Origin of the sequence: Streptomyces sp. NPDC017936 (assembly GCF_044328485.1) — a bacterium.
Classification (GTDB): domain Bacteria; phylum Actinomycetota; class Actinomycetes; order Streptomycetales; family Streptomycetaceae; genus Streptomyces.
Window position 1 is genome coordinate 62542 of sequence record NZ_JBIRHK010000003.1, and the last position, 21791, is coordinate 84332.

Sequence of the window (21791 nt, forward strand, 5' to 3'; positions counted from 1 at the left end):
GACCCGGTGGTCAGGAGTCCGCCGTGCGGTCGGGCGTCGACGCGAGCTCGATGCCGCGCACCCTGCGCAGCCAGCCGAAGAGCAGCCGCAGCGCGATGCCGCACCCCGCGCACCAGCCCCAGCCCTCGGTGAGGAGCGCGTGGAGACCGTCCTCGTGCCGGATGTAGAGGACCTGGGCGCCGACGGCCGCGGCGGTCAGTCCGTTCGTCCGGGAGTCCGCCGACAGCAGCCAGTCGACCGGCAGCCACAGGGGCGCGGCGAGGTCGCGCAGGCGCAGGCGCAGGGCCGCCCACAGGAAGCCGAGGGCGTACACCGTCCTGCGGCGCGGCGACAGGACGATGCCGTTGTCCGGGTCGCCGGCCAGGATCGCGGCCCACTCCTCGCGCAGGTGCGCCCTGCGGTGCCCGGCGACGAAGGAGGCGACGCCCAGCGTGCGGTGCGCGGCCCGGCCGGACGGGCGGGCCGGACGGCGGGGTGCCTCGGGCTCCGCCTCCGCCTCCGGGGCGGGGGAGCGCAGGGCCGTGATCAGGAGGCCCACGCCGGCTACCAGGATCGCGGCCGCCGTCATCGCGCCGAACACCCAGCCGGTCGCGAGCAGTGTCCCGGCCAGGACGCGGCCGGCGTCGAGCAGCCTCAGGACGTAGCCCACCAGCAGGAAGATCGCTGCCGACGCGCCGGCCAGCACGGGTGCCAGGACGGCGGTGACGGCCAGTGCCCCGGCCCAGGGGGTGTCGTCCGTGGGGAGCTCATCGTCACGTTCGTCGTCACGTTCGTCCCCGCTCACGCCCGGCCCCCCTCCGCGCCCGCCGCCAGCCCGAAGAACCGCGGCTTGCGCTCCTGTGCCCGGCGGGCCGCCTGGCGGCCGACGGCGGTGAGCTCGTAGTAGAACCGCTGGGGGCGGCCGGGGTGCTCGCCCGTCTCCGCGGACCGCGTGACCCAGCCGGCCTCGACCAGGCGCTCCAGGATGGGGTAGACGGTGCCGGACCCGAGGTCCGCCTCCTCGCAGATCTTCAGGCCCCAGGCGGGGCTGTCGGGAGTCGACGCCAGCAGCACCTTGATCACTTCGAGTGTCGGACGGGTGAGGCGGATCGATGCCATACGGGCAGTGAAGCAGCCCGGCGACCGTATGTCGAGAACGACAATCGAGTGGGTGGTGCGCACACCCGGTGCCGGGCCGCCTGACCGCCTAGAGCGTCACCCCGTCCACCTGCAGCGTCTGCACCGCCTTCGCCGCGAACGGCACCGCCACCGACTTCCCGCTCAGGTACGTGTTCGCGTACGAGCGGTACTGGTCCCCGCCCGTCGTGACCGTGTTCCAGCGGGGCACCAGGCCGCCCGAGCCGCCGGTCACGGTGGTGAAGCGGGACAGGTCGAAGGTCAGGGTCTGGGCGGACGCGGAGGTGTTCAGCGCGACGATCACCAGGCGGCGGGCCGCCGCGTCGTACGCGGCCGCCGCGTGGCTCACGCCGGTGTCGAGGATCCGCATGCCGGGGCGGATGTGGCGGCTGAACTGGGCCATCACGTAGTGCTTGGTCTGGACGGTCGTCGGCTGGAGCGTGTCCGGGTCGTACGCGATCATCGCCCAGCCCGCCGACGGGTCCATGACCTGCCAGTAGCACCAGGCCGTGGGGTGCAGCCAGCGGAAGTCGTAGAGCAGGTTGAAGGCCAGGGTGTAGCCGGTGCCGTCGCTGTCGCCCGTCTCCGAGTTCCACAGCTTCTTGCCGGACGTCGTCACCACGTCCGTGTACAGCAGGTCGCGGCGGCCGCCCGAGCCCTGGTAGCCGTGCACGTTCACCTGGCCCACCAGGGCCTTCGTCGAGGCGCTGAACGACGACCAGGTCGAGCGGGCCGTGTCGTAGTTCGTCTCGTCGGAGGCCGCGATGCGGACGCCGGTCAGGCCCCGCTTGTCCAGCTCGCTGCGCAGGTGGGGGAGGACGGCCGCCTGCACGGCCGGGTCCATGTGGCAGCCCTCCTGGGTGCCGGTGGCCGTCCACCAGGACGACGCCGGCTCGTTGAAGGGGTCGACCGTCGCGAAGGTCACGCCCCAGTTGTTCCTGGCGTACAGGGCCGTCGCCGCCAGGTGGGAGGCGTGCCGGCGGTAGTTCCAGGACTGGAGGTTGTTGCCGCCGTCGGCCGCGCCCGAGGGGTTGTGGTTCAGGCACATCCACCACATGGGGGAGTTGGCGAACAGCTCCGTCGTCGCGCCGCGCTGCACCGCTTTCCGCAGCATCGCGCGCTGGTCGGCGTCCGCCGTCCAGTCCCAGGCCGAGGACGTGGGGTCCTCGTTGTTCCAGTCCTGCCAGAAGCCCTCGATCTGCTTGAAGCCGGGGATGTTCGGCGACTGGGCCATCGCCTCCCCGCCGACCGTGTTCCAACTGCACGCGCCGAGGTTGTAGCGGGCGATGGTGAGGCCCAGGCCGGGCAGCGCGGTGCCGTTGTACGTGACCGGATCGGTGGTGAAGAAGAGGTCGGCGAAGTCGTTGCGGGAGCCGAAGACGTTGGCCCACCAGGCGAGGGAGGTGCCCCAGCCCTCCCAGGTGCCGTACGACGTCGACGGGTTCACGGCGATCGTCGCGTCGGCGTGGGCCGTGCCCGCCGCCACGGCGCTCCCGAGGAGCGCGCCGCCCGTGGCCGCCAGCAGGGTTCTGCGTCGGATCATGACTTCTCCGCTTCACTCGACGGAGCACGGGCCCGGCCGTCCCGACCGGCCCGCACTCGTGCGGGGGGAGGTGAGTGCTGCAGCGCGTCACGAAGCATCGGGGGTGGCGCGTGCTGTTGTCGAGGGTTCCGACAACCCTTTCTCCAACCTGTGGAGGAAGGGCCGAGGGGACGAACGGCGGTACCGGGTCCGCGAGCCCGGGCGCGGGGAGGGCGGGGGAACGCGGGGGATGTCCGGCGAAGGTCCCGCCCGTGGAACTTTCGGGCCGCCCCGTACGTCCTCATGGTGGCGGGTCCGGGAAGGCCGGTCCGCCAGGGGACAGTGAGGCGCAGGGGAGGGGGACACGGATGATCCGCGACCGGTCGATCCGCCTGCGCCCCGCAGTCCTCCTGCTCTTCCTCCTCCTCGACGTCGCCCTCTTCGACGCCGGCGGTCTCACGGCCACCGTCGCCCTCGCCGCGACGGCCGCGGCCGGTGCCGCGTTCGCCGTGTGCCGTCTGGTCGCCGCGCGCTGCGTGCCCGCCGTGCCGCCGACGCGGGTGCGGACGGCGATACGGGACCGGGACCGCCGTACGGCGTTCCTGCCGCAGCGTGATCCCGACGCCTCCGGCCGGCCGCGGCCCAGAGCGCCCGGGCACGCCCTCCCGACGGCCGTCGCGTAGGGCATCCCTCGGCGCTCGCTCAGCGCACGCCCCGGCACTCAGCCCGGTGGCTCGTCCGTGGGTGACCCCGCGCGGGTCGTCATGCCGTCAGACGCTCGTTCTTCCCCGGCACGACGAGACCCCCGGAGGGCTCCTCACCCATGTCCGTCCTCATGTCCGCCTTCGTCCACCTCGTGGAACGGTTCGCCGGACTGCTCGAACCCGTCTTCCACGCCTCCGCGGCCGCCGCCGCGATCGTCCTGTTCACCGCGCTCGTACGGCTGCTCGTCCACCCCCTGTCCCGGGCCGCCGCGCGCGGGCAGAAGGCCCGGGCCGCGCTCCAGCCGAGGATCGCCGAGCTGCGCAAGAAGCACGCGCGGGACCCGCAGCGGCTCCAGCAGGCGGTCCTGGAACTGCACGCGGAGGAGCAGGTGTCCCCGCTGTCCGGCTGCCTGCCGAGCCTGCTCCAGGCGCCCGCGTTCCTGCTCCTCTACTACGCCTTCTCGCACTCCTCGTTCGGCGGCGAGACGAACGACCTGCTCACGCACCGGCTCCTCGACGCCCCCCTCGGCGACCGCTGGACCGACGCCCTCACCGCCGGCGGGGTGTTCGGCGGGGCGGGCCTGGTGTACGTCGCCCTGTTCGCCCTCGTCACGGCGGTCGCGACCTTCAGCTACCGCCTGTCCCGGCAGATGACGGCGGCGAACGCGGCGATGGCCGGGGCGGCTGGGACGTCCGGCGGCGACGAGGTGCCCGGGCTCGGCGCCGTCACCAAGGTCATGCCGTTCCTGTCCTTCCTCACCCTCGTCACGGTGGCCGTCGTACCGCTGGCCGCCGCGCTGTACGTCGTCACCAGCACCGCCTGGAGCGCCGTCGAGCGGGCGGTCCTGTACCGGTGAACGGCCCGGGGCGGCAGTCCAGTACGTGAACCGGGTCTTGCGGAGTGGACACTCAGCTCGGAGGATCGACCAGTCCTCCGATGGCTGCGCCCGTCGGCGGGCGCCCGCGACCGAGGGAGACTGTGATCATGAAGCTGCTGCGAGTCGGTACGGCGGGCGCGGAGCGTCCCGCGCTGCTCGACGCCGAGGGGACCCTGCGGGACCTGTCCGGCGTCGTGGACGACATCGACGGCGCGCTGCTCGCCGACGACGAGGCGCTCGGACGGGTCCGGGCCGCCGCCGCGTCCGGCGCGCTGCCCGCGCTGGACCCGGCCGGGCTGCGGACCGGGCCGCCGGTCGGCCGGATCGGCAAGGTGGTGTGCATCGGGCTCAACTACCACGACCACGCCCGGGAGACGGGGTCCGAGCCGCCCACCGAGCCCGTCGTCTTCTTCAAGGCGGCGGACACCGTCGTCGGCCCGTACGACACCGTGCTCGTGCCCCGTGGGTCCACGCGGACCGACTGGGAGGTGGAGCTGGCGGTCGTCGTCGGCCGTACCGCCCGCTACCTGGAGTCGGCCGAGGAGGGCCTCGCGCACGTCGGCGGGTACGCCGTCGCGCACGACGTCTCCGAGCGGGAGTTCCAGATGGACCGCGGCGGGACCTGGGACAAGGGCAAGAACTGCGAGACGTTCAACCCGCTCGGGCCGTGGCTCGTGACGGCGGACGAGGTGCCCGACCCGCAGGCGCTCGGCCTGAAGCTGTGGGTCAACGGCGAGCTGAAGCAGGACGGGACGACCGCCGAGCAGATCTTCCCGGTCGGCGAGGTCGTCCGCTACGTCAGCCAGTTCATGACCCTGTACCCCGGCGACGTCATCAACACGGGGACGCCGGCCGGGGTGGCCTTCGGACAGCCCGACCCGAAGCCGTACCTGCGGGCGGGCGACGTGGTGGAGCTGGAGATCGAGGGGCTGGGGCGGCAGCGGCAGGAGCTGAAGGACGCGTAGGCGCTCCGCTGGGGGCGCGGGAAATTGCGCTTGTTCGTTTGCTGCGGGCCGTCTGTGGCTGGTCGCGCCCACGCGGCGGAGCCGCAGGTCGAAACAGCCCCGCGCCCCATGCAGGGCTGCCTCAGTCCAGGTGCTTGGCCAGGAACTGTTCCAGTGCCTCCACCACGAACCTGTGGTCCTCCAGCTGGGGCAGGCCCGACACCGTCACCGCGCCGATCACGCCGACCCCCTCGACGGTGATCGGGAAGGACCCGCCGTGCGCCGCGTACGCGTCCGGGTCGAGGCGCGAGGACTCCTCGAAGGTCGTGCCCTTGGCGCGGAAGCGGGAGCCCACCAGGTAGGAGGAGGCGCCGTAGCGCTCCACGACACGGCGCTTGCGGGCGATCCAGGCGTCGTTGTCGGGGGTGGAGCCGGGCAGGGCGGCGTGGAAGAGCTGCTGGCCGGCGCGGTGGATGTCGACGGCGACCGGCGCCTGGCGCTCGCGGGCCAGCTCCACCAGGAGCGAGCCGAGCGCCCAGGCGTCGTCGAGGTCGAACCGGCGGAACACCAGGCGCCGTTCCTGGGCCTGGAGCTCCTCCAGCGTCGGGGTGATCTCCGGGGTGAACTTCGGGGTGATCTCGTGGGTCACAGCGTCACCGCCACTCCGTCTCGTGCCGAACGGCGTGCCGCCTCGAGCACGTCGAGGGCGGCGGCCGCCTCCAGGGCGGTCACCGGGTTGGGACCGCCGTCGGTCAGTGCCCCGGTCACCGCGGCGTAGTAGGCGGGGTAGTCGCCGGGCAGGGTCCGCACCGGTTCGCCGCCGCCGGTCAGCGGGGACTCCCCGGCGCCGAGACGGCCGTGGAGGGCCTCCGGTTCCGCGCCCCAGCCGGGACCCGGACGCAGCCCCTCCCGCAGCGCGGCCTCCTGCGGGTCCAGGCCGTACTTCACGTACCCGGCCCGCGAGCCCAGCACCCGGAAGCGCGGGCCGAGCTGGGCGGTCGTCGCGGAGACGTACAGGTGGGAGCGGACGCCGTTCGCGTGCGTGAGCGCGATGAAGGTGTCGTCGTCCGCCTCCGCGCCGGGGCGGCGGACGTCCGACTCGGCGTAGACGTGGGTGACGGGACCGAAGAGGACCAGGGCCTGGTCGACGACGTGGCTGCCGAGGTCGTACAGCAGACCTCCGATCTCTGCCGGGTCGCCGGACTCCCGCCAGCCGCCCTTCAGCTGCGGTCGCCAGCGCTCGAAGCGGGACTCGAAGCGGTACGCGTCGCCCAGCGCACCCTCCTCGAGCAGCTTGCGCAGGGTCAGGAAGTCGTTGTCCCAGCGGCGGTTCTGGAAGACGGACAGGAGGAGTCCGCGCTCCTCGGCGAGCGCGGCCAGCTGCCGCGCCTCGGCCGCCGTGCCGGCGACCGGCTTGTCGACGACGACCGGGAGACCGGCCTCCAGGGCGGCCGTCGCGAGCGACACGTGGGTCTTGTTCGGGGACGCCACGACGATCAGGTCCAGGTCGCCGGCCCGGGCGAACAGCTCGTCGGAGGTCGCGCTGACGCGGACGTCCGGGAACTCGGCGCGGGCCTGCTCCTGCCGCTCGGGGTTCGAGGTGACCACGGTGTCCAGGGCGAGGCCCTCGGTGGCGGCGATCAGCGGGGCGTGGAAGACGGAGCCCGCGAGGCCGTAGCCGATCAGGCCGACGCGGAGGGGTGTACCAGTCATGCGACCCACTTTCGCAACGCTGTTGCCAAAGTGCAAGCGCGGGGGAGAATGGGCGGGTGAACGGGATGAACGGGGCCCCCGGCGAGGGGCGCGGCCCCGGCCAGGGGCGCGGTCCGGCCGGTGGCCGGGCGGGCGGGGCGGTGAGTGGTGTGACGAGCGGCACGGTGAGCGGGGCGGTGGGCGGCGGCGCCGTGGGCGCGAACGTCCTCGCGGTGCGCAGTCACAACGCCGCGCTCGTGCTCGACCTGCTGCGGACGGCCGGCCCGGACGGCATCAGCCGGCTCGAACTCGCCGAGCGCACCGGACTCACCCCGCAGGCGGTCAGCAAGATCACCGCCCGGCTGCGGGCGGCCGGCCTCGCGGCGGAGGCCGGCCGCCGCGCCTCCACCGGCGGCAAGCCCCGCACGGTCCTGCGGCTCGTCCCCGGCGCCGGGCACGCCCTCGGCGTCCACCTCGACCGCGACGAGCTGCGCGTCGTCCTCGCCGAGCTGGACGGGCGCGTGGTGGGGGAGCGGTGCGTCCCGCTGGACCTGGGGGCGGGGGCGGAGGCCGTGGTGGGGGCGGTGGTGCGGGAGGCGGAGGCCGTGGCCGGCGGCGGAGCGGTGGACGCGGCCTGCGGCGGGATGGTGGGGGGAGCCGGCGACGGTGTGCCGCGGGCGTCCCGCACGCTCCTCGGGGCCGGTGTCGCCCTGCCCGGTCCCCTCGACCACACCCACGGCGTCCTGCACCGGGTCACCGGCTTCCCCGAGTGGGACGGCTTCCCCTTGCGGGACGCGCTCGCGCGGCGGCTCGGGGTGCCGGTCGTCGTCGACAAGGACACCAACGCCGCCGCCCTCGGCCTCGCCGTCGGCGGCGAGCGCGGCTCCTTCGCCTACCTGCACCTCGGGACCGGTCTCGGCGCCGGCCTGGTGATCGGCGGGAGCGTGCACCGGGGGGCCCGTACCGGCGCGGGGGAGTTCGGCCACCAGGTCCTCCAGCTCGACGGGCCGCCCTGCCCCTGCGGCGACCGCGGCTGCGTCGAGGCGCTGTGCCTCGCCGCCATCGCCCGGGGCGACGTGGCCGAGGCGGCCCGCGTCCTCGGCACGGCCGCGGCCAACCTGGCGGGTCTCCTGGACATCGACCTGCTCCTGCTGGGCGGCCGGACGATCGCGGGCGCGCCGGGCCCGTTCGTCGACGGGGTCACCGCCGTCCTGGCGGCCCGCGCCGACCGCGAGGGCGCCCCGGAGGGCGCGGTACCGGTCCGCCTCGCCCCGGGCGGCGCCCGCGCGGTCGCGGAGGGCGCGGCGCAGCTGCTGCTGGGCCCGGTCTTCGGCCGGGGCAACGGCTGAGGGGTGCCTGCGGCGGACCTGGGCATACCGGTGCGGGTGCGTTGTGGCCGGTCGCGTCCGCGCGGCGGAGCCGCATGTCGAAACAGCCCCGCGCCCCTATGCACCCGCCGGGGGCGAGGCGCTTGTGAGACGGCGGGTGCGTTGTGGCCGGTCGCGCCCGCGCGGCGGAGCCGCATGTCGAAACAGCCCGCGCCCCTGGGTGGCTACGGCCGGCCGGCGCATCGCCGTTCGGCCGTGTCGCGTCTTTCCCGGCCGCCCCGCACCCTGCGCCGAACGAATGGATTCGTACGGCCGTGCGGAGCGTCGGCGTCTTCGACGCCGGGGCTTCCGGCAGGCTCACGTGTTCATGCGACTGTGCACGCCTCTCTCCCTCTGCCTAGCCGCAGCCGCCGTCCTCCTGCCGGCGCCCGCGCCCTCGTACGCGGCAGCCGATCCGAGCTGCGCCGAACCGGGCACCGGTGACTTCCCGCTGACGACCCGGATCCACGGCGGCCCCCACTCCTACCGGGCCGGCGGCGGATTCGGCACCTGGTACCTCGACCTCACCAACACCACCGGCCGCACCTGCGCCGGTGTGCACCCGGTCGTCGTCCTCGTCGACGCCCGGCGCGCGCTGCAGCCGTCCCAGCCGCACCTGGAGTTCTACGCCGACGGCCGGCCCCACCCGGTCCGCTTCGAGACGACCGACGAGGACGAACTCGTCGGCGCGCTCACCGACCACCCCGCCGAGGACCGGGGAGAACCCGAGGTCTCCGACGTCGCCTCGACGCCCTCGCCCACCCCCTTCCCCGGCTTCACCGTCCCGCCGGGCAGGACCCTCACCGTGAAGCTGCGCCTCGCGCTCACCTCGGACGCCGTGTCCAACGAGATCACCGCGAACGCGGCGGTCGTCCAGCGGCAGGGAGACGACGGCGAGTGGGTCGGGCAGTCGAACGACTACCGCTTCAGCGTCAAGTCCGGATCCCGCCCCGCCGTCCCGAAGCCCGAGCGCACATCCGCATCCGCGTCCGGCCCCGCCACTGTCGCCGCCACCGCCACCGCCACCGCCACCGCCGACACCACTGCCACCGCCGCCGCTCCCGCGTCCGTCCCCGGCTCCGCGGCCGCCTCCGCGTCCGTCTCGGCCCCCGAGTCCGACCCCTCCGCCTCCGCCTCCGCTCCGGCCACCGGTCTGCCGTACCTCGCCGAGGAGGCCAAGGAACTCGCCCGCACCGGTCTGGCCTCCCCGGCGGGCATCCTCGCCGCCACCGTCTGTCTCCTCGCCACGGGTGCCGCCCTGCTCGGGGGCAAACGCCGTCGCTGACCGGGCGGCTCCGGACCGGCCGCCCCGGAGGGGACGTGCCGGCCGGTCCACACCGGACCGGCCGGCCCCGGGCGGCACGCCGTCCGCCCCGGAGGCACCGCGCCGGCCGACCTCGGTACCGGACCGGCCGGCCCCGGGCGGCACGCCGACCGGCCCGGGCGTCACGTCGGCCGGCTCGGCGTCCGGCCCGGACGCCGAACCGGCGGCAGCCCCCGTGCGTGCCATCGGCAGACCCCCGTGCGTGCCGTCGGCAGACCCCCGCGCGCCGCTCGTCGGCCCGGAGGGCCGGACCGACGGGCGGCGGCCATTCCCTCATGATCGAACCTTTGTCTAGGCTGGGGCGCACGCAGCACCACGTCGCGTCCGGCAGGAGATCCCGCACATGGCAGACCGCAGGCCCATCGAGTCGTGGCTCACCGACATGGACGGTGTCCTCATCCACGAGGGCGTCCCGATCCCCGGCGCCGACGCCTTCCTGAAGAAGCTGCGGGAGTCCGGGAAGCCGTTCCTGGTCCTCACCAACAACTCGATCTACACCCCGCGCGACCTGCACGCCCGGCTGCTGCGGATGGGGCTGGACGTCCCGGTGGAGAGCATCTGGACCTCCGCGCTGGCCACCGCCAAGTTCCTCGACGACCAGCGGCCCAACGGCTCGGCGTACGTCATCGGCGAGGCCGGCCTGACGACCGCCCTGCACGACATCGGCTACATCCTGACCGACCACGAGCCCGACTACGTCGTGCTGGGGGAGACCCGCACGTACTCCTTCACGGCCATGACCAAGGCCGTACGGCTCATCCAGAACGGCGCCCGTTTCATCTGCACCAACCCGGACGAGACCGGTCCCTCCACCGAGGGCCCGCTGCCGGCGACCGGCGCGGTGGCCGCCCTGATCACCAAGGCGACCGGCAAGAACCCGTACTTCGCGGGCAAGCCGAACCCCCTGATGATGCGCACCGGGCTGAACGCGATCGGCGCCCACTCCGAGACCAGCGCGATGATCGGCGACCGCATGGACACCGACGTGCTGGCCGGCATGGAGGCCGGGATGCAGACGTTCCTGGTGCTCACCGGCCTGACCCGGCCCGAGCAGGTCGAGGACTTCCCGTACCGGCCGTCGCAGATCGTCGACTCGATCGCGGACCTCGTCGACCGCGTCTGAAACCCGCCCCGGACGCGAAGTCACCCGTTCGGAGCAGCGGTGACCGTTCCGGAGATGCGGGCGGGTGCCGCCGGGAGGAGTCTCCAGGTAGCTGGAGGTTCACGATGAGCTCACTCAAGGCAACTCTCTGTGCCGGGGCGGCGCTCGCCGCGACGGCGATCGGTCCGACGGCGATCGGTCCGACGGCGTACGCGGCGGACGGCGGAAGCGCGTCGGGCGACGTCTCGAGCGGGCCGGGCGAGGTCTCGGTGAACCCGTCGAGCCCCTCCCCGGGCACCGAGGTCTCGCTGAGGGTCAGGGGCTGTGCCGGGAAGACCGCCACCGCCGTGTCGACGGCGTTCGTCTCGGAGGCCCGGCTCGTCGCCGCGAACGGCGCCCTGGTCGGCGAGACCCGCGTCCGCTCCTCGCTCACCCTCGGTTCCTACGGCGTCACGGTCACCTGCGCCGACTACCGGGTCAGCAGCAGGTTCAAGGTGGCGATGGCGCCGGTGAAGCCGTCCTCGCACGCCTCCGCGCCCGCCCTCGCGCACGCCTCCCCGGTCGCGCCGGTCCGTGCCGGCGGCGGTGGCACCGCCCCGCTCGCCTCCGCCGGCGAGGCGCGGGTGGACAGTCCCGGCACCGCCCACGCCGTCACCGGTCTCGTGCTGGCGGGCGTCGCCGCCGTCGTCGTGGTGCTCCGGACGGTGCGCCGGAGCGGCGGGACGGGCTGACCGTGTCCGAACGCGAGCGCTCCTCCGGGCGCCTTCTGACCGGTGTGGCCTGGGCGCTGCTGCTGCTCGGGCTGTGGCTGTGGGGGCGCGAGGTGACCGAGGTGCCGCCCGGCGCCTCCGCGCCGACCACGGGTGACGTGGCCGCCGTGGGCCGGCCCGCCGGCGTCGAGCTGCCGCCCGCCGCCGATCCGCTGCCCGCCGCGCTGCCGCAGCGCGTCGACATCCCCGAGCTGGGCGTGCAGGCGCCGGTCGTGGCCCGCGGGCTGGACGCGGAGGGCGGGATCGACCCGCCGCCCTACGACCAGGCGGGCGTCGTCGGCTGGTACGCGGCCGGCGCGAAGCCCGGCGCGGCCGGCACCGCCCTGATGGTGGGGCACGTCGACACCGAGACCCGCCCGGCCGTCTTCTACAAGCTGAGCACGCTCGAGGCCGGCGAGACGATCAGGGTCTTCCGGGCCGACGGCAAGGTCGCCGAGTTCACCGTCGACGACGTCGAGGTGGTCCAGCGCGACCGCTTCGACGCCCGCCAGGCCTACGGCGCCCGCGCCTCGGGCCGCGCCGAGCTGCGGCTGATCACCTGCGGCGGCACCTTCGACCGGGCGAGCGGCAGCTACACGGCGAACGTGATCGTGTCGGCGTACCTGACGGGGGCCGGCCTCTGACCGGGACCACCCCTGACCAGGTGGTGCGTGGACACCGGGAGGAGCGGAGACAGCAGAAAGCCCCTCGCTCGCGCGAGGGGCTCTCCCGTCGGTGCGCCGCCAGGGACTCGAACCCCGGACCCGCTGATTAAGAGTCAGCTGCTCTAACCAACTGAGCTAGCGGCGCCTGCTGACGTCGTTAACTCTACATGACGTCCAGGGGTGCTTCCGACCGCTGTCCAGGGGGCTGCCGGTCGCCGTCCGGGCGCGCGGCCCGCTCCTCCGGTCCCCCGGCCGGGGGCCGCGTACATCGTTCGGACCGTCAGCAGGCGCAGTCACCGGACAGTTGGGAAAGACTGGCGAACGTGCACCATCGCGGACATTTCCATCTGGAGGGTGAGGGCAGTCGCATGGAGACTCCGGTATTCGAGGAATTCGATCCCGCGAGCGACTGCGACTGTCCCGGATGCGTCCACTGGCGGCGGGTGAGTCCGCGTTCCCTGCCCGCCGGGCTGGGCGGCCACCCGGCCGCCCGCCGCACCGTCGTGGTCGCGACCGCGACCGCCGCGGCGCTCGGCGCCGTGCCCGCCGTGTCCGCCCTGGCGGCCCCGCAGGTCCCCGACCGGCCGGGCGTTCCCGCAGGTGACGAGCCCGCGACCCCGCAGGGCCGCAAGGCGCCGCTGCACGGGCCGGGCGGCCGGCCGGCGACACCGGCGGGGCCGGTCACGACGCCCGCGACCACCCGCGCGGAGATCGTCCTGCGGGCCGAGGCCTGGATCACGGCGAAGGTGCCGTACAGCATGACCTCCTTCTGGACCGACGGGTACCGCCAGGACTGCTCCGGCTACGTCTCCATGGCCTGGAAGCTGCCGGCGAACGAGTGGACGGGCAGCCTGCACCAGTTCGCGACCCGCATCACCAAGGAGGAACTCCAGCCGGGCGACATCCTGCTGTTCCACAACCCGGCCGATCCGCAGAACGGCTCGCACGTCGTCCTCTTCGGCGGCTGGACGGACCACACGCACACCTACTACGTCGCCTACGAACAGACCCGCCCGGCCACCCGCCGTCTGGCCACCCCCTACGCCTACTGGTCCAACTCCTCGCGCTATGTCCCCTACCGCTACAACGGCCTCACGGCCGAGACGGCGGAGGGGAAGGAGGGGAAGGAGGGGACGGGTGGGGCGGACGGCGGGGACGGCGCCCCGCCGGACGTCGGAGGAGGCGCCACGGACGATCCGGGCGCCGGGACCGGGACGGGCACGGAGGCCGTGGTCGGCGCTCCCGGTACGGCTGCCGGTACGGGTGCCGGTGCCGGTACGGGTGCCGGTGTGGGCACGGGTGCCGGGGCTGCGCCCGGCACCGCCGGCACCGCCGGCACCGCCAACACCGCCGGCACCGCCAACACCGCAGGTACCGCAGGCACCACCGGCACAGGCGTCCCCGCCGGTGCTCCGGCGGTGCCGTACCCCGGGCGTGGGTACTTCGGGCCGGGCGCCCACAACCAGTACGTCACCCAGCTCGGCCGGCTGCTCGTCCAGCGCGGTGGCGGGCGCTTCTACGCCTCGGGGCCCGGTCCGCGCTGGTCGGAGGCCGACCGGCAGGCCACCCGGGCGTTCCAGCTGGCCCAGGGCTGGCGCGGCGCGGACGCCGACGGGATCCCCGGTCCGCGGACCTGGGCGCTGCTGACCACCGGCGGGGGCAAGGGCATCGCGGCCGCCGCGCCCGGCCCGGCGGGCTCGCCCGCGCCCGTGCCGCCCGCCCCCGCGTCGCCCGCGCGCGTCCCGCCCTACCCGGGCCGGGCGATGTTCCGGCCCGGCGCCGACAACGCCCACGTCACCCAGTTGGGGAGGCAGCTGGTGAAGAAAGGATTCGGCATGTACTACGCGACAGGACCGGGGCCGCGCTGGGGCGAGGCGGACCGGCGGGGCGTCGAGGCCTTCCAGCGCGCCCAGGGCTGGCGCGGCGGCGCGGCCGACGGCTACCCGGGGCCGGAGACCTGGCGGCGACTGTTCTCGTAGGGCGCGGCCGCCCCCGTTCTCTCGCAGGGCCCGGCTGCGCGCGCGGTCCGGCCTCCGGGCGCCTCGGCGGTCCCGGTTCCTTCCCCTGTCATGGCGTATCTGGCGCGGAGGCTGGAGGCACGCAATGAGCACGACCACTTCACAGACGCCCGAGCCGGAGGGGCCGTCGCGGCCGCCCGTCCGGCTGATCCACAACGAGTCGACCACCGAGATCCCCGTCCACCTGCTCTTCCGGGACGAGCCGGAGCCGCGGCCGGTGCCGCTCGGGCCCGCCGTGGTGGGAAGCCGGCAGGGCACCGGCGAACAGCCGCGCCTGCGGCGGCCCGGGCCGGCCAAGCCGCGGCCGATGGCGGAGGTCGACCCGGCGCTCGTGGAGCGGCCCGCCCGGGTGCTGCCCGGCGCGGCGGGCCTGGCCGCCGGGGTCTGCGGGGCGGCCGGCTGCCTGGCCGCCTCGTGGTGGGCCGGGATGCTGCCGCCGCTGGTGGGGGAGGCGCTGCGGCTGCCCGCGTACGCCGGGGTCGGTCTCGGCCCGGCGCAGTGGGCGGCGTACGCGGGGGCGGGCGCCCTCTCGCTGTTCGGCTTCGGCGGGCTGTCCCGGAGCCAGACCGGGGGCGCCTGGGTGCTCGACCTGTTCGGCCGCTACCGGGGCACGGTCCGGCGCACCGGTCTGCTGTGGGTCAACCCGCTGCTGCTGCGCCGCCGGGTCGACGTGCGGCTGCGGCACTGGCGCAGCGAGCCGATGCCCGCGGCCGACGGCAACGGGGTGGCGCTGCGGGTGGTGGCGCTGGTGGTGTGGCGGGTGCGGGACACCGCGCGGGCCACGCTCGGGGTGGAGGACCACGAGACGTACCTGCGGGAGTGCGTCGAGGCGGCGCTGGCCCGGATCCCGGTGGAGACGCCCGGCTCGGGGCGCGGCTCGGTCGAGGCGACCGGGGAGGCGCTGACCCGGCGGGTGGCGCGGGACGCGGGGGCGGTCGGCCTGGAGGTGTTCTCGGTGCAGCCGGTGCGCGTCGAGTACGCCCCCGAGGTCGCCGCCGCGATGAACCGCCGCCGGATCGCCGTGCTCGACGCCCAGCACCGGGCGTCCGTGCTCACCTCGGTCGTGGACTCGGTGGAGGACACGGTGACCCGGCTGACCATGCGCGGACTCGTGGAGCTGGACGACTACGAGCGCAAGGCGCTGGTGAAGGACCTGACGGTGGCTTTCTGCGCGGGACGCGGCGAGCAGACGCCCTGACGGCCGGCCGAACAGACCCCGCGATTGGTATGGACATGTTCAACGAACGCCCATAACCTCAGACTTGGTCTAGACCTGCACGCACAGCTCACTGAACTCCCCACGTTCTCCAGGAGCGGCAGCATGCGCAAAAAGACCAGGTGGTACGCCGCCGCGCTCGGGCTCACCACGGCAGGAGCCCTCGTGCTCTCCGCCGGCGGCGCGAGCGGCCACGGCTACACCGACCTCCCCATCAGCCGGCAGAAGCTCTGCCAGAACGGCTCCGTGACGGGCTGCGGCGACATCCAGTGGGAGCCGCAGAGCGTCGAGGGCCCCAAGGGCTTCCCGGCGGCCGGACCGGCCGACGGGCGGCTCTGCTCCGCCGGCAACAGCCGGTTCAACCAGCTCGACTCGCCCACGAAGCCGGGCGGCGGCGCGTGGCCCACCACCAAGGTGACGGGCGGCCAGAACTACACGTTCCGCTGGCAGTTCACGGCCATGCACGCCACCACCGACTTCCGGTACTACGTCACCAAGGCGGGCTGGAACCAGAACCACGCCCTCGCCCGCTCGGACCTCAACCTCACCCCGTTCCTCACGGTCCCGTACAACGGCCAGCGCCCGCCGTCCACGCTCTCGCACAGCGGACGGCTGCCGTCGGGCCTGAGCGGTCACCACGTGATCCTCGCGGTGTGGACGGTCGCGGACACCGGTAACGCGTTCTACGCCTGCTCGGACGTCTCGTTCTGAGCCACGGGCCGGAGGGCGACGCGCGGGAACGCCGAAGGGCCCCTCGTTTCCACGAGGGGCCCTTCATCGGTGCGCCGCCAGGGACTCGAACCCCGGACCCGCTGATTAAGAGTCAGCTGCTCTAACCAACTGAGCTAGCGGCGCATGACTCTCGCCCTCCGCCTTCGGCGGCCGGCGACAGAGAAAATACTACCTGGTCCGCGGGGGTGCCTCCGACCACCGGCCGCGGCGCCGGCCGCCGGCCCGGACCCCTGGCCGCCGGTCCGGGCGTCCGGCCGTCGGCGGGCCTCAGATCGCCAGGGACAGCAGCACCGGCGCCGCGTTCCTGTTCAGGGTGTCGGCCGCCCGGCGGAGCCGGTGGGCGTGCTGGACGGGCAGGGAGAGCGCCAGGCAGCCCGCGGTGGAGCCGGCGGTGATCGGGACGGCCGCGCAGACCGTGCCGACGGCGTACTCCTGGAGGTCGAGGTGGGGCGCGGTGGGCGGCTGGGACTCCAGGCGGGAGAGCAGCAGCTTGTCGCTGGTGATGGTGCGCGAGGTGAGGCGGGCCATCTTGTGCCGGGACAGGTGGTCGCGCCGGCCGTTGTGGTCGAGCTGGCCGAGAAGGCTCTTGCCGAGCGCGGTGGCGTGCGCGCAGGAGCGGAAGTCCACCCACTCGTTGACCGCGGGCGTGGCAGGGCCGTCGGCGTACTGGGTGATGGTCACCTCCCCGTCGACGTACCGGCTGATGTAGACGGCGGCGCCGACGGAGTCGCGCAGCCGGTCCAGGGTGTGCTGGAGCTTGTCGCGCAGGGCCTGCTCGTGCTGGTGCGCGGAGCCCAGGCGGGTCAGGGCGACGCCGGTGACGTACGCCCCGTCGGTGATCTGCTCGACGTACCCCTCGCGGCGCAGCATCCGCAGGAGCGGGGTCAGTCGCTCCGTGCCGAAGCCGGTCTGGCGGGCGAGTTCGACGTCGGTGACGCCGGTGGTGTGCCGGGCCACCGTCTCCAGGACGCGCAGGGCGTCCTGGGTGGTGTGGTGCGGAGTGGTCGGCTCGTGCTTCAGCGCCACGGTTTCCCCCCGGTCGCTTTCCTGGCCGTGATCCGGTCGGCGAATCACTTCCACGATAACCGGCCAGTAGGCCCGGGGGAGGGGGTGTTGACGAGATTGTGCCGGGACCCCCGGGCTCCTCCCAACTGCGGCACCGACCCTCTGGCATATGCCCAAGGCAAGTCCCGGCACGGAGACCTGCGGTGATCCCGCGATCACCCGGAGTGGTCAGAGCACGGCGCTGAGGAACTCCCGCGTCCGCCGTTCCTCGGGGGCGCCGAAGATCTGCTCCGGCGGCCCCGACTCGATCACGCGGCCGTGGTCGAACATCAGCACCTGGTCGGAGATGTCCCGGGCGAAGTTCATCTCGTGGGTCACGCAGAGCATGGTGATGTCGGTGGTGCGGGCGATGTCCCCGAGGACGTCGAGGACGCCCGCGACCAGCTCGGGGTCGAGCGCCGAGGTCACCTCGTCGAGCAGCAGCACCTGCGGCCGCATCGCCAGCGCCCGCGCGATCGCCACCCGCTGCTGCTGCCCGCCGGAGAGCCGGGACGGCCGGGCGTCGCACTTGTCGGCGAGGCCCACCAGGTCCAGCAGCTCGCGCGCCCGCTCCTCCGCCTCGTCCCGGGACAGCCCCAGCACGCTGACCGGGGCCTCGGTGACGTTCCTCAGCACGCTCATGTTCGGGAACAGGTTGAACTGCTGGAACACCATCCCGATCTTCTTGCGGACCTCGCGGACCTGCCTCTCGGGCGCCGGGAAGAGCCGCTGCCCGTCGACGGTGATCGTGCCCTCGTCGGGCTTGGTCAGCGTCATCAGCAGCCGCAGGATCGTGGTCTTGCCGGAGCCCGACGGGCCGATCAGGGTGACGTGCTTGCCCGGCTCCACGCGGAAGTCCAGGTGATCGAGGACGGTGTGGTCCCCGAACCGCTTGGTGACCTGATCCAGGCGTATCAGCTCGGTGGTCCCGGGCGTGGTGCCGACGGGGGTCTTGCTGGTCTCAATCGGCGAATATCACCTGCTCGCAGCGTTCGGCGTTGACGTACATCCCGGCGGCCACGACGTCGAACTGCTGGGAGTTCAGCCCGGGAACGAGCGATCCGAACTCGGTGGGCACGGGCTGCACCCGGTCGACCCCGAGCCGCTGGAACACCGCCTTCGCCAACTCCGGCGCCTCACCGGTGAGCCGGCCGTCCCCGTCGATGTACCCGAAGGGGATCTCCCCCGCTATTCCGAGCCGTACGACACCCTGTGCGCGCAGCCGGTCGAGCAGGTCGCCGCCCGGTGCGGAGGAGGCCGCCGCCACGCGGGAGCAGCCCGCCGCGCCCAGCGCGCCGAGCGCCGCCACCCCCGCGAGCAGCGACCGGCGTGTGGGCCTCGCCGTGCGTGTGTCCTGTCTGACGTGCCTGTTCGGTGGAGCCATGGCGGCGCGGCTACCCAAGACCCCATGTGCCATGCGCCGGGAGACACCCGGCCGACCGCTCCGCCGGAGCGTCACCGGCCGGGCGGGAGATCCGCCGCCCGGCGAAACCGCCGCGAAGCGGGGCTCCGTCGGTCGTCCGCGCCGCCGTCCGGAACGTGGTGACGCGGGGTCGGTGACCTTTGTCACGCGGCATGTGTCCGTGACGAAAAAGGCGTCCTTTTCCCGACGTTCGCGGAATCGGAACCGCCGAGGGAAAACCCGACGGCCACCCCGAGTCGCCGGACGTCCCCGCTGGTTCGCCTTCGCCGGAAGCGAGTCGGGCACCCGTGCCCACGGCCACGACCGCGAGGAGAGGGCGCGGGCCCGCGACGGCCCGTGACGGACGGGAGCGTCGGGAGGACGCCGCGGCTCCGGCGCGGGGCGGCGCCCGCTCGGGCGCGACCCGTGCGATTGACCCACGGGAACGACGCCGAAGTGAACCCTTCAGTGGGTCTTTCGAGCTCCTAGATTCATTGTCACCGGCGGACGCACCGATCCGCCGGCGCCGACGCCACCACCCCTCGGGAGTCCGTCATGAGCACCGACCCCCGCCCCGCCGCCCCCGTCCTCGTCCGCGCCGACGAGGCCGAGACCCTCCAGGACGGCGCCCTCAGCCTCATCACCCTGCTCGCCGACGCGGGCGCCACCGGCGGGGCCCTCACCGCCAACAGGGCGACCCTGTCCAAGGGGTCGCCCGGCGCGCCCGCCCACTTCCACACCAAGGCCACCGAGGTCTTCCTCGTCCTCGACGGCCGGGTGCGCGTCCTGGTCGGCGACGAGATCCACCACCTGAGCCGGGGCGACTTCCTCACCGTCCCCCCGACCGTCCCGCACGCCTTCGCGCCGGCGGCCGACAGCACCGCCGAACTGCTCGTGCTCTTCACCCCGGGCCTGCGCCGCTTCGACTACTACCGCCTGCTGGAGCGCGTCCACCGCGGCGAGGCGAGCGTGCGGGAGATCCGCGACAGCTCCGAGCTGTACGACAACCACTATGTCGAGAGCCCGGTGTGGCGGGCCGAGCTGGACAGGTCCTAGACCGCCCGGACCGCTTCCGCCGGGCCGAACCCGCCCGTGCGGCAGCCGTCGAGGAGCCCGGGCGCGGTCACGGCGGTGGGGCCCGTCCCGCACCCACGGGGGACGTCAGTGTCCGGGCACGTACCCGCGCTGCTTGTCGACCACGTTCCGCAGCGGCCGGCCCGCCGCCCAGCGCTCGAACAACTCCACGAACTGCGCCCCGAGTTCGTCCCGCCAGCCGACCGTGTCGCCGCTCATGTGCGGGGACACCAGCAGCCCCGGCACCTGCCACAACGGGCTGTCGGCGGGGAGGGGTTCGGTCGCGAACACGTCCAGTGCGGCCCCCGCGATCCACCGCCGTTCCAGCGCGTGGACCAGCGCGTCCTCGACGACGAGCTGCCCCCGGCCGACGTTCACGAACCGGGCCGAGGGCTGCATCACGCCGAACCGCCGGAGGTCGAACATGCCCCTCGTCCGCTCGGTCAGCGGGGCCGCCGCGACCACCCAGTCGGCGCGGGCGAGGAGGCGGTCCAGGTCCTGGGGGCCGTGGATGCCGGTGCGCGGGACGCGGCCGACGACCGCCGTGGTCACGCCGAGCGCCTTCAGCGTGCGGGCCACCGCCCGGCCGATCGGCCCCGAGCCGACGACCACGGCGTGCGTGCCCGCGACCCGCCGGCCCTCGCGGTGCCGCCACTCGTGCCGCCGCTGGAGCTCCCAGGTGCGCGGCAGGTCCTTCGCCATCGCCAGGACCAGCGCGGCGACGTACTCGGCGATCGGCTCGTCGAAGATCCCGCGGGCGTTCGTCACCACCGTGTCCGACGCGGTCAGCTCCGGGCTCATCACGTGGTCCACGCCCGCGCTCGCGGTGTGCACCCAGCGCGGCCGCGGCCCCTCGCCCGGCCAGGCGGACCGCACCGCGTGCGAGGCGAAGTCCCACACCAGCAGGACGTCCGCCTCCGGCAGCCGTGCGGCGAGACCGGCCTCGTCGGTGTGCACGACCCGGACCCGCCCGGTGAGCCGGCCGAGGCGGGGCGGGGGGTCGGCGTCCAGGACGAGGAGCGTGGGGACGGCGGACATCCAAAAAGCCCTTCCTCGGGCGCGGCCTGCGGTGACCAAGACCCGGCCGGTGATGACCAAGGGCCTGACGTGCGCGGATCGTCCACGTTCGCACCCGGGACCACCGTCGTCAACACGGCCGTCGCCACGGCGCGTTGCCGCGCCCGCCTGCCGGGGAGGGCGGGCGCCCGCCACCGGCGTCGCCTTTCCCGGTGTCGCCCTTCCCGGCACCGCCGTCCGTACCCGGCCACCGTCCGTACCCGGCCACCGTCCGCACCTGGCCGCCGTCCCGCCCGGAGGCCGTCGCCCGGAGGGGGGAGGAAAACGCTCATACCGGCCGTCTCGGCCAACCAGGTGGACGATGTGGGCGGCACTGCGCCGGATGGGTACCCGCACCGTGGGGCCGTACCGGGCCCCGCCGGACGAGGGGGCGCGGCAGCGGCCCCGTACCGCACGGAGAAGAGCAGGAAGGCTGGACATGACCGCACTCGGATTCCTCTACCCGGGCCACTCGGCCGAGGACGACTACCCCCGCATCGAGCAGCTCCTGGGCAGTGACATCCGGGTGGACCTGGTCCACACGGACATCGGCGAGGACGCGCACCGCGTCGACGCGCTGCGGCAGATGGGCGCGCCCGAGCGGCTCGCGGCGGGCATCGAGCAGCTGCGGCTCTCCGGCGCGGAGGCGATCGTGTGGGCCTGCACCAGCGGCGGCTTCGTGCACGGCTGGGAGGGCGCCCAGGAGCAGGTGCGCACCCTGGCCCGCACCGCGGGGATGCCGGCCTCCTCGACCTCCTTCGCCTTCGTGCACGCCGCGCAGGAGGTCGGCGCGGCCCGGGTCGCCGTCGGCGCCCCCTACCCGCAGGACGTGGCGGGGCTCTTCGCGGAGTTCCTGCGGGCCGGCGGCCTGGAGGTGACCGGTGTCCACAGCTCCGCGACCGTCACGGCCGCCGGGGCCGGCGCCTGGGGCGAGGCGGAGGTCCTCGCGCTGGCCCGCGCCGCCGACGACCCCGGCGCGGACGCCGTCCTGCTGCCCGACACCGCCCTGCACACGGTCGCCCACCTCCCGCTCCTGGAGAAGGAGCTGGGCAAGCCGGTCCTCACCGCCAACCAGGTCACGGTCTGGGAGGCGCTGCGGCTGACGGACCGCCGGGTGAACGCGCCCGGGCTGGGGACGCTGTTCACCCGGGAGCCGATCGTGCAGGTGTGACCGGCCCGGCGGCGG

The 21791-nt window shown here is 74.3% G+C and carries 21 protein-coding genes, 2 tRNA genes and 1 pseudogene; 13 read left to right on the plus strand and 11 right to left on the minus strand.

Annotation, left to right across the window (positions count from 1 at the left end; genetic code table 11):
• Positions 1-10 precede the first annotated feature (10 nt).
• The 3 genes from ACH4F6_RS06975 to ACH4F6_RS06985 form a co-directional block, all read right to left on the minus strand.
• The gene (locus ACH4F6_RS06975; RefSeq protein ID WP_397958867.1) at positions 11-784 is read right to left on the minus strand and encodes a hypothetical protein; all 774 of its coding nucleotides are present in this window, start codon (positions 782-784) and stop codon (positions 11-13) included.
• Entirely contained in the window at positions 781-1098 is a 318-nt protein-coding gene (locus tag ACH4F6_RS06980; protein WP_397958868.1) for a PadR family transcriptional regulator, read from the minus strand. The genes ACH4F6_RS06975 and ACH4F6_RS06980 overlap by 4 nt, the downstream gene beginning before the upstream one ends.
• A gap of 88 nt (positions 1099-1186) precedes the next feature.
• Entirely contained in the window at positions 1187-2659 is a 1473-nt protein-coding gene (locus tag ACH4F6_RS06985; RefSeq protein ID WP_397958869.1) for a glycoside hydrolase, read from the minus strand.
• Between the two features lie 347 nt (positions 2660-3006).
• Here ACH4F6_RS06985 and ACH4F6_RS06990 point away from each other — a divergent pair, with 347 nt between their 5' ends.
• From ACH4F6_RS06990 to ACH4F6_RS07000, 3 genes are all read left to right on the plus strand, one after another.
• Positions 3007-3321: a DUF6412 domain-containing protein gene (locus ACH4F6_RS06990; RefSeq protein ID WP_397958870.1), complete on the plus strand. Its 315-nt coding sequence runs from the start codon at positions 3007-3009 to the stop codon at positions 3319-3321.
• Between the two features lie 152 nt (positions 3322-3473).
• The gene (locus ACH4F6_RS06995) at positions 3474-4199 is read left to right on the plus strand and encodes a YidC/Oxa1 family membrane protein insertase (RefSeq protein WP_397959321.1); all 726 of its coding nucleotides are present in this window, start codon (positions 3474-3476) and stop codon (positions 4197-4199) included.
• A gap of 128 nt (positions 4200-4327) precedes the next feature.
• Positions 4328-5185, plus strand: a complete 858-nt coding sequence (locus ACH4F6_RS07000; RefSeq protein WP_397958871.1) for a fumarylacetoacetate hydrolase family protein — start codon at positions 4328-4330, stop codon at positions 5183-5185.
• 121 nt (positions 5186-5306) lie between these two features.
• Here ACH4F6_RS07000 and ACH4F6_RS07005 read toward each other — a convergent pair whose 3' ends face one another.
• Together ACH4F6_RS07005 and ACH4F6_RS07010 are read right to left on the minus strand one after the other, a co-directional pair.
• The gene (locus ACH4F6_RS07005; protein ID WP_397958872.1) at positions 5307-5813 is read right to left on the minus strand and encodes a heme-degrading domain-containing protein; all 507 of its coding nucleotides are present in this window, start codon (positions 5811-5813) and stop codon (positions 5307-5309) included.
• A complete protein-coding gene (locus tag ACH4F6_RS07010) occupies positions 5810-6877 on the minus strand; it encodes a Gfo/Idh/MocA family oxidoreductase (RefSeq protein ID WP_397958873.1) in 1068 nt (355 codons plus the stop codon). The genes ACH4F6_RS07005 and ACH4F6_RS07010 overlap by 4 nt, the downstream gene beginning before the upstream one ends.
• A 65-nt stretch (positions 6878-6942) precedes the next feature.
• Here ACH4F6_RS07010 and ACH4F6_RS07015 point away from each other — a divergent pair, with 65 nt between their 5' ends.
• The 5 genes from ACH4F6_RS07015 (at position 6943) to ACH4F6_RS07035 (ending at position 12042) form a co-directional block, all read left to right on the plus strand.
• On the plus strand, positions 6943-8205 hold the full coding sequence (locus ACH4F6_RS07015) for an ROK family protein (protein ID WP_397959322.1): 1263 nt from the start codon (positions 6943-6945) through the stop codon (positions 8203-8205).
• A 346-nt stretch (positions 8206-8551) separates the two neighbouring features.
• The gene (locus ACH4F6_RS07020) at positions 8552-9508 is read left to right on the plus strand and encodes a hypothetical protein (protein WP_397958874.1); all 957 of its coding nucleotides are present in this window, start codon (positions 8552-8554) and stop codon (positions 9506-9508) included.
• A gap of 382 nt (positions 9509-9890) precedes the next feature.
• Positions 9891-10670: an HAD-IIA family hydrolase gene (locus tag ACH4F6_RS07025; protein ID WP_397958875.1), complete on the plus strand. Its 780-nt coding sequence runs from the start codon at positions 9891-9893 to the stop codon at positions 10668-10670.
• Between the two features lie 104 nt (positions 10671-10774).
• Complete coding sequence (locus ACH4F6_RS07030) at positions 10775-11380, plus strand: hypothetical protein (RefSeq protein WP_397958876.1); 606 nt, start codon at positions 10775-10777, stop codon at positions 11378-11380.
• Positions 11381-11382: 2 nt separating this feature from the next.
• Entirely contained in the window at positions 11383-12042 is a 660-nt protein-coding gene (locus tag ACH4F6_RS07035) for a class F sortase (RefSeq protein ID WP_397958877.1), read from the plus strand.
• 92 nt (positions 12043-12134) lie between these two features.
• Here ACH4F6_RS07035 and ACH4F6_RS07040 read toward each other — a convergent pair.
• Positions 12135-12208 (minus strand) — tRNA-Lys (locus ACH4F6_RS07040).
• Between the two features lie 223 nt (positions 12209-12431).
• Between ACH4F6_RS07040 and ACH4F6_RS07045 the strand changes: the two genes are divergently transcribed.
• The 3 genes from ACH4F6_RS07045 (at position 12432) to ACH4F6_RS07055 (ending at position 16008) form a co-directional block, all read left to right on the plus strand.
• Positions 12432-14042, plus strand: a complete 1611-nt coding sequence (locus ACH4F6_RS07045) for a peptidoglycan-binding protein (protein WP_397958878.1) — start codon at positions 12432-12434, stop codon at positions 14040-14042.
• 124 nt (positions 14043-14166) lie between these two features.
• The gene (locus tag ACH4F6_RS07050; RefSeq protein ID WP_397958879.1) at positions 14167-15279 is read left to right on the plus strand and encodes an SPFH domain-containing protein; all 1113 of its coding nucleotides are present in this window, start codon (positions 14167-14169) and stop codon (positions 15277-15279) included.
• A gap of 123 nt (positions 15280-15402) precedes the next feature.
• On the plus strand, positions 15403-16008 hold the full coding sequence (locus tag ACH4F6_RS07055) for a lytic polysaccharide monooxygenase (protein ID WP_397958880.1): 606 nt from the start codon (positions 15403-15405) through the stop codon (positions 16006-16008).
• A gap of 70 nt (positions 16009-16078) precedes the next feature.
• Here the strand turns inward: ACH4F6_RS07055 and ACH4F6_RS07060 are convergent.
• From ACH4F6_RS07060 to ACH4F6_RS07075, 4 genes and pseudogenes are all read right to left on the minus strand, one after another.
• Positions 16079-16152: transfer RNA gene (locus ACH4F6_RS07060), tRNA-Lys, on the minus strand.
• Between the two features lie 144 nt (positions 16153-16296).
• Complete coding sequence (locus tag ACH4F6_RS07065) at positions 16297-17055, minus strand: IclR family transcriptional regulator (RefSeq protein ID WP_397958881.1); 759 nt, start codon at positions 17053-17055, stop codon at positions 16297-16299.
• Positions 17056-17262: 207 nt separating this feature from the next.
• Complete coding sequence (ehuA, locus tag ACH4F6_RS07070; RefSeq protein WP_397959323.1) at positions 17263-18039, minus strand: ectoine/hydroxyectoine ABC transporter ATP-binding protein EhuA; 777 nt, start codon at positions 18037-18039, stop codon at positions 17263-17265.
• Positions 18038-18457: pseudogene (locus tag ACH4F6_RS07075) on the minus strand (transporter substrate-binding domain-containing protein); the annotation flags it as partial. The pseudogene ACH4F6_RS07075 and the gene ehuA, both read right to left, overlap by 2 nt.
• Before the next feature lie 573 nt (positions 18458-19030).
• Between ACH4F6_RS07075 and ACH4F6_RS07080 the strand changes: the two are divergent.
• Positions 19031-19531 (plus strand): cupin domain-containing protein, encoded by a 501-nt coding sequence (locus ACH4F6_RS07080; RefSeq protein WP_397958882.1) that lies wholly within the window; start codon positions 19031-19033, stop codon positions 19529-19531.
• Positions 19532-19636: 105 nt separating this feature from the next.
• On the opposite strand, the gene ACH4F6_RS07085 is transcribed toward ACH4F6_RS07080, so the two are convergent.
• The gene (locus ACH4F6_RS07085; protein WP_397958883.1) at positions 19637-20587 is read right to left on the minus strand and encodes a D-2-hydroxyacid dehydrogenase; all 951 of its coding nucleotides are present in this window, start codon (positions 20585-20587) and stop codon (positions 19637-19639) included.
• Between the two features lie 457 nt (positions 20588-21044).
• On the opposite strand from ACH4F6_RS07085, the gene ACH4F6_RS07090 reads away from it, so the two are divergent.
• Positions 21045-21776: an aspartate/glutamate racemase family protein gene (locus ACH4F6_RS07090; protein ID WP_397958884.1), complete on the plus strand. Its 732-nt coding sequence runs from the start codon at positions 21045-21047 to the stop codon at positions 21774-21776.
• Positions 21777-21791 lie beyond the last annotated feature (15 nt).

Coding starts and splice junctions, on each gene's coding strand:
- ACH4F6_RS06990 (WP_397958870.1), top strand. CDS start 3,007: ATGATCCGCGACCGGTCGATCCGCCTGCGCCCCGCAGTCCTCCTGCTC.
- ACH4F6_RS07055 (WP_397958880.1), top strand. CDS start 15,403: ATGCGCAAAAAGACCAGGTGGTACGCCGCCGCGCTCGGGCTCACCACG.
- ACH4F6_RS07015 (WP_397959322.1), top strand. CDS start 6,943: ATGAACGGGGCCCCCGGCGAGGGGCGCGGCCCCGGCCAGGGGCGCGGT.
- ACH4F6_RS06995 (WP_397959321.1), top strand. CDS start 3,474: ATGTCCGCCTTCGTCCACCTCGTGGAACGGTTCGCCGGACTGCTCGAA.
- ACH4F6_RS07020 (WP_397958874.1), top strand. CDS start 8,552: ATGCGACTGTGCACGCCTCTCTCCCTCTGCCTAGCCGCAGCCGCCGTC.
- ACH4F6_RS07000 (WP_397958871.1), top strand. CDS start 4,328: ATGAAGCTGCTGCGAGTCGGTACGGCGGGCGCGGAGCGTCCCGCGCTG.
- ACH4F6_RS07030 (WP_397958876.1), top strand. CDS start 10,775: ATGAGCTCACTCAAGGCAACTCTCTGTGCCGGGGCGGCGCTCGCCGCG.
- ACH4F6_RS07080 (WP_397958882.1), top strand. CDS start 19,031: ATGAGCACCGACCCCCGCCCCGCCGCCCCCGTCCTCGTCCGCGCCGAC.
- ACH4F6_RS07085 (WP_397958883.1), bottom strand. CDS start 20,587: ATGTCCGCCGTCCCCACGCTCCTCGTCCTGGACGCCGACCCCCCGCCC.
- ACH4F6_RS07025 (WP_397958875.1), top strand. CDS start 9,891: ATGGCAGACCGCAGGCCCATCGAGTCGTGGCTCACCGACATGGACGGT.
- ACH4F6_RS07045 (WP_397958878.1), top strand. CDS start 12,432: ATGGAGACTCCGGTATTCGAGGAATTCGATCCCGCGAGCGACTGCGAC.
- ACH4F6_RS07050 (WP_397958879.1), top strand. CDS start 14,167: ATGAGCACGACCACTTCACAGACGCCCGAGCCGGAGGGGCCGTCGCGG.
- ACH4F6_RS06985 (WP_397958869.1), bottom strand. CDS start 2,659: ATGATCCGACGCAGAACCCTGCTGGCGGCCACGGGCGGCGCGCTCCTC.
- ACH4F6_RS06980 (WP_397958868.1), bottom strand. CDS start 1,098: ATGGCATCGATCCGCCTCACCCGTCCGACACTCGAAGTGATCAAGGTG.
- ACH4F6_RS07090 (WP_397958884.1), top strand. CDS start 21,045: ATGACCGCACTCGGATTCCTCTACCCGGGCCACTCGGCCGAGGACGAC.
- ACH4F6_RS07010 (WP_397958873.1), bottom strand. CDS start 6,877: ATGACTGGTACACCCCTCCGCGTCGGCCTGATCGGCTACGGCCTCGCG.